Annotated in this window: 6 protein-coding genes; all 6 read right to left on the bottom strand. The window is 73.6% G+C overall.

The genetic code is table 11. The annotated features are described in order from the left end of the window. Nucleotides 1–75: 75 nt before the first annotated feature. The 6 genes from ccsB to ACFU0Y_RS16710 are packed head-to-tail and all read right to left on the bottom strand — an operon-like array spanning nucleotide 76 to nucleotide 5,371. A complete protein-coding gene (gene ccsB, locus ACFU0Y_RS16735) occupies nucleotides 76–1,155 on the bottom strand; it encodes a c-type cytochrome biogenesis protein CcsB (RefSeq protein ID WP_380215863.1) in 1,080 nt (359 codons plus the stop codon). Nucleotides 1,156–1,168: 13 nt separating this feature from the next. Beyond that, on the bottom strand, nucleotides 1,169–2,908 hold the full coding sequence (locus ACFU0Y_RS16730; RefSeq protein WP_380215861.1) for a cytochrome c biogenesis protein ResB: 1,740 nt from the start codon (nucleotides 2,906–2,908) through the stop codon (nucleotides 1,169–1,171). A gap of 44 nt (nucleotides 2,909–2,952) precedes the next feature. Beyond that, nucleotides 2,953–3,714, bottom strand: a complete 762-nt coding sequence (locus ACFU0Y_RS16725; protein WP_380215859.1) for a cytochrome c biogenesis CcdA family protein — start codon at nucleotides 3,712–3,714, stop codon at nucleotides 2,953–2,955. Next, the gene (locus tag ACFU0Y_RS16720) at nucleotides 3,711–4,331 is read right to left on the bottom strand and encodes a TlpA family protein disulfide reductase (RefSeq protein WP_380215857.1); all 621 of its coding nucleotides are present in this window, start codon (nucleotides 4,329–4,331) and stop codon (nucleotides 3,711–3,713) included. Before ACFU0Y_RS16720 ends, ACFU0Y_RS16725 begins: the two co-directional genes overlap by 4 nt. Before the next feature lie 54 nt (nucleotides 4,332–4,385). After that, nucleotides 4,386–5,057: a histidine phosphatase family protein gene (locus ACFU0Y_RS16715; protein ID WP_380215855.1), complete on the bottom strand. Its 672-nt coding sequence runs from the start codon at nucleotides 5,055–5,057 to the stop codon at nucleotides 4,386–4,388. Nucleotides 5,058–5,107: 50 nt separating this feature from the next. Further along, a complete protein-coding gene (locus ACFU0Y_RS16710) occupies nucleotides 5,108–5,371 on the bottom strand; it encodes a glutaredoxin family protein (RefSeq protein ID WP_380215853.1) in 264 nt (87 codons plus the stop codon). Between the last annotated feature and the right edge of the window lie 73 nt (nucleotides 5,372–5,444).

The raw sequence follows: 5,444 nt of genomic DNA, 5'->3' as shown, positions 1-5,444 counted from the left end.
GGCCCGCACCGAGAGGGTGCGGGCCGTTCTCCGTCCTCCGGACGTCCCGAAAGGCGTCCTGGGGGCGTCCCGGAGTCAGACCCCGGAGTAGGAGTGCAGGCCGGGGAAGACGGTGTTGACCACGGTGAAGTTGAAGATCACGCAGAGGTAGCCGACGATCGACAGCCACGCGGACCGGTTGCCGGTCCAGCCGCGGGTGGCGCGCGCGTGCATGTAGGCGGCGTAGACCACCCAGATCACGAACGTCCAGACCTCCTTGGTGTCCCAGCCCCAGTACCGGCCCCAGGCCTGCTCCGCCCAGATGGCGCCGGCGGCGAGGGTGAAGGTCCAGAAGGCGAACCCCACGGCGTTGAGCCGGAACGAGAGGTTCTCGAGAGCCTGGGAGGAGGGGACCATGGCGAGGACGCCCATCCCGGGACGGTCGCCGGACAGGATCGCCCGCTCCCGCCGGGACTGCAGCAGCTGCAGGACGGCCATGGCGAAGGTGATGGTGAAGACCCCGGAGGCGGCCACGGCGATGGACACGTGGATCACCAGCCACCAGGACTGCAGGGCGGGCTGCAGCGGTCCCACCGGGGTGGGGAAGCCGATGGTGGCGGCGCAGAGCATGATCACCACGAGCCCGGACACCAGGGAGCCCACGAAGCGCAGGTCCCGGGCCAGCAGGGCCAGCAGGAACACGCCCGCGACCACCAGGGCGCCCGTGGTGCAGAACTCGTACATGTTGCCCCACGGCACCCGCCCGGCCGCGAAGGCCCGGCTGACCACGGCGGCGGCGTGCACGGCGAAGCCCAGGACCATGACGGCCACGGCCACGCGGGCGGCGGGACGCCGCTCCCCGGTGTAGCGCATCTCCTCGTCCGCCACGTGCCCGGCGAGGGCGGAGCGCGCGCTGGTGCGGTAGCCGCGGCCACGGTGCCCGTCGCCGTGGCCGGCCCGGGAGTCCGCGGGCTCCGCCGCCTCCCCCGCGGTCGCCGCGGGGGTTCCCGCGGCCGCGCCGACGAGCTCGCGCTCCCCGCTGTCCACGGCCCCGCGCAGGGCCTTGGAGTGGGACGCCATGTCCCACGCGAAGGCCACGAAGGCGACCAGGTACGTCATGGCCGCCAGGAGCATGAACAGATCGCTCCAGGCGCCCAGTGTCTCGTTGACGGTCATGCCGCCCATCCTCTCACTCGTGGTCCCGCCGGGCGTCCGGCCCGGCGTCCGATCGATCGTCCTGTCCGGTGTCCGTGTCCCGCACACCGGCGTCCTGCCACTGCTCGGTCCAGAGCCGGTCCAGCCGCTCGGCCTCCGCGGCGAGCCGGGGGTCCTCGCCGCGGGCCAGCAGGCCGTACTCCAGCACCGTGCACGGCCGCCCGTCCGCGTCGACGCCCTCCGCCGCGCGCACCCAGACGCGGCGCCGGGCGATGAACAGGGACATGAGCAGGCCGGTGAAGGCCGCGACGAAGGAGACGAACGCCCCCGTCTTGCCGGGGTCGTAGTGGATGTCCAGGCCCACGTAGCGCCTGACGTCCAGGAACTCCACGGTGCCCTTGCCGTCGGGCAGCTCGTAGACGGGGTTCGCGGCGTCGAGCGTGATGGCGCCGTTCTCGTTGGTCATGGCGTTGAGCTCGGTGAGCGGCTCGACGTCGAGCACGTACACGTTCTGCGGTTCACCGCTGTCCAGGCCCAGGTCCCCGTGGTAGGCGGAGAGGATCAGCCGGGGGTTGGCCAGACCGGGGTCCACCGAGCGGGGCATCTCTCCCTCCCCGCCCACGGCGGTGGGCAGCAGCAGCCCCACGAACCCGAGCTGGTCGGGCCGGGCGTCCGGGACCTTGAGCACGAGCGAGGACGTGTAGACGCCGTCCGAGGGGACGGTCACGACCGGGCCCTCGAAGGCGACGTCCCCGTTGCCGTCGGTCACCCGGACCACCGGCGCGTAGCCGTTGCCCACGAGGTAGCTCTTCACGCCGTGCACGTTCAGCGGCTGGTTCACCTTCAGGACCTCCCGCCGCGGCTCGGCGCCGGGCTCGTCCTGCACGGTGACCTCCGCGGTGAAGTCCAGGGGCGCCCCGTAGCTGCGCGGGTCCGTGGTGTCCCGGTTGAACACCGCCTCGAAGCTGTCGAGGCGCAGCGAGAAGGGGTCGAGCCAGTCGGCGTCGTAGTTGGGACCGGGGGTGAAGGAGTCGTAGCCGATGAGGGTGTTGACGAAGGACTCGCCCTCCACGACCACCCGCTGGCCCTTGTAGCCGAAGAGGGAGCCGACGGCCACGGACACCAGCACGCCCAGCAGGGCCAGGTGGAAGACGATGTTGCCGACCTCCTTCCACATGCCGCGCTCGGCGGCCACCGACGGGGCGGCCGTCCCGGCGTCCCGCACCGCCACCCGGTAGCCGCGCCGCTTGAGCAGCCGGGCGGCGTCGGCGACGACGTCGTCGGGGGACGGCGCCGCCGCGCCGTCGCGTCCGCCCAGGGCGAGGGAGCGGTGCTCGGGCAGCCTTTCGAGCCGGCGCGGGGTGCGCGGGGGCTCGGCCCGCCACGCCCGCCAGTGCTTGGCCGCGCGCGGCAGGACGCACCCCACGAGGGAGACGAAGAGCAGGATGTAGATCGCGGAGAACCACGCCGACGAGAAGACGTCGAACAGCTGCACCCGGTCCAGCCACTCCCCCAGCACGGGGTTGGTGTCGATGTAGTCCTGGACGGCGGCCGGGTCCTGGATCCGCTGCGGGAAGATCGACCCCGGCACCGCGGCGACCGCCAGGAGCAGCAGGAGGAACAGCGCGGTGTTCATCTTGGTCAGCTGCGTCCAGGCCCACCGGGCCATGCCGAGGGGCCCGAGGGCGGGCAGCTCGACGTCCGGGGCGGGCCGCCCGGACGGGTCCGGGAACGAGGGGCCCGACGACGACGGGGGCGCTGCGGTGCGGCTCATGCCGGCCTTTCTGCTGTCGGTGCGGGCTCGGGGGTCGGAGGCGCTCAGATCGGCATCACCCAGTCGGTGACGAGCTCGGCCTGCACCCACGAGACGAACGCGGTCCACGCGCCCGTCATCATGAGCAGGCCGACGAGCACGAGCAGCCCGCCGCCGGCGCGCTGGATGGCGAGGCGGTGCCGGCGGAAGAGGCCCATGGCGCCCATGCCCCGGCGCAGGGCCAGGGCGAGCACCAGGAACGGCACGCCCAGCCCCAGGCAGTAGGCGACCGTGAGGACGGCGGCCTTGCCGGTGGAGGCGCCGTCCACGTAGACGAGCGCCTGCACCGCCGCGAAGGTGGGGCCGATGCAGGGCGCCCAGCCGAGGCCGAAGGTCACGCCGAGCAGCGGGGCGCCCCAGAGCCCGGGCGGTGGGCGCCGCTCGATCTTGCGGTCCCGCTGGAAGAAGGACACCCCGCCGAGGAAGACGACGCCCATGAGCACCACGAGGGCGCCGAGCACCACGGTGATCCAGTTCTGGCCCAGGAACCACGCGTAGGCGCCCAGCTGGGCCAGCAGCACGGACATGAGCAGGAACACGGCGGAGAAGCCGAGCACGAACAGCGTGATCCCCGCGAGCACCCGCCCGCGCCGCTGCTCCTGCAGGTCCGCGCCGGTCAGGCCGGTGACGTAGCCGAGGTAGCCGGGCACGAGGGGCAGCACGCACGGGGACGCGAAGGAGACGAGTCCGGCGAGCAGCGCCACGGGCAGCGCGACGAGGAGGGAGCCGTCGAGGACGATCTCGGCGAAGGGGTTGCCAGCCGTCATGCCGCTTCGGCCACCGTGTCCTCGAGGAGGGTCTCGAGCACGGAGCGGTCCGCGATGCCCAGGATCCGGGCGGCCACCCGCCCCTGGTCGTCGAGCACGAGCGTGGTCGGCACGGCCTGCGGCGGCACGTAGGCGCTCAGGGCCATGAGCACGCCGCCGTCCTTGTCCGCGACGGAGGGGTACGGGATCTCGAAGGTCCGCTCGAACGCCTCGGCGGTGGCCCGCTCGTCGCGCAGGTTTACCCCGTAGAACGCGGCCTGCCCCTCGAACCGTTCGGCGAGCTCCCGGAGGTCGGGGGCCTCCACGCGGCACGGGGCGCACCCCGCGTACCAGAAGTTGAGCAGCGCGGGGCGTCCGCGCAGGTCCTCGGCGGAGAGGGAGGTGCCGTCGAAGAGCGTGCCGGTGAACTGCACCGGCTCCCCGCGCTCGGCCGCCGGGTACTCGGAGACCGTGCCGTCCCCGGCGATGTAGCCCTTCCGGTCCCCCGAGTTCGCCTGCTGGGCGAGGGAGTCCTCCTCCGCGCACCCGGCGAGGGCGAGCCCGAGGACGCCGAGGCCCGCGAGCGAGAGCACGCGGCGGCGGGACGGACGGGGGGCGGGCGAGGGGCGGGAGGTCACGGACGGATCACCTGGTGCTCTGGACGGGACGGGGAGGGCGGCGGCGCCCGGTCATTATGAACCGGGAAGCTGGTTGACCCCTGGGTAGAGGTCGCCGGCGGGCTCGCTGTAGAGCACCCGGGGCGGGCGGCCGGAGTCGAGGTCGTCGAAGACGAGCGAGGTGATGGAGGCGAGGTTGCACTGCCGCCGGCGGGGGTCGTGCGGCAGGGGGCGCCCCTCCGCGGAACGCCGGGTGAGCCAGATCGGCAGCTGGTGGGACACCAGCACGGCCTCGGCCCCGCTCCCGCCGTGCCGGACGGCGGTGCGCCCGGCGTCCAGCACGGCCTCCACCATGCGCGCCACCTGATCCCGGTAGGGCTCGCCCCAGGACGGCCGCAGGGGATTGCGCAGGTGCGGCCAGTGCCGGGGCTTCAGCAGCTCGGGGACGTCCACGTGCAGTCCTTCGAAGTGGTTGTGCGCCTCGATGATCCGCTCGTCCGGGTGCACCGGCAGGTGCAGCTCCCGGGCCACCGGCGCGGCGGTCTCCCGGGCCCGCTGCAGCGGGGAGGAGACGAGGTGGACGATGCGCGAGCCGGTGTTGACGCGGCGGGCGAGATCGGCGGCGGCGGCCTCCGCCATCCGCGCGCCCAGCTCGGTGAGACCGTAGCGGGGCATCCGCCCGTAGACGATGCGGTCCGGGTTCAGGACCTGGCCGTGGCGCAGCAGATGGACCGTCGAGGAGGGCATGGCACCCATGGTCCCAGACCGGGCGCGCCGGTCCCAAAACCGCGGGCGGCTCAGCCGGCCAGGCGCTCCCGCAGCAGCCTCGTGAGACGGCGCTCGTCGATCTGCCAGAAGTCGCGGGGGACGCCGTCCACGAGCACCACGGGGATCTCCTCGGCGTGCCGGCGGGCCAGCTCGGGGTCGGTGTCGACGTCGACGTCCTCCCAGCCCAGCCCGAGCGCGGAGGTGACCCGGCCCACGGTCTCCCGGGCGGCCACGCAGAGGTGGCACCCCGGTCGGGTGAGGAGGGTCACGGCGGGCTGCGGAGGACTGCTCATGGGCCCATGCTACGGGGCCGCCGTCCCGGGAGGACGCGCCCGGCAACGCACCGGGGCCGCCGTCCTGGATCGG

The sequence above is a fragment of the Kocuria sp. NPDC057446 genome, from assembly GCF_042802875.1.
In the GTDB taxonomy this organism is placed as follows: Bacteria; Actinomycetota; Actinomycetes; order Actinomycetales; family Micrococcaceae; genus Kocuria.
Note: the sequence above shows the minus strand (reverse complement) of the source record. Positions and strands in the feature narration are given on the sequence as shown.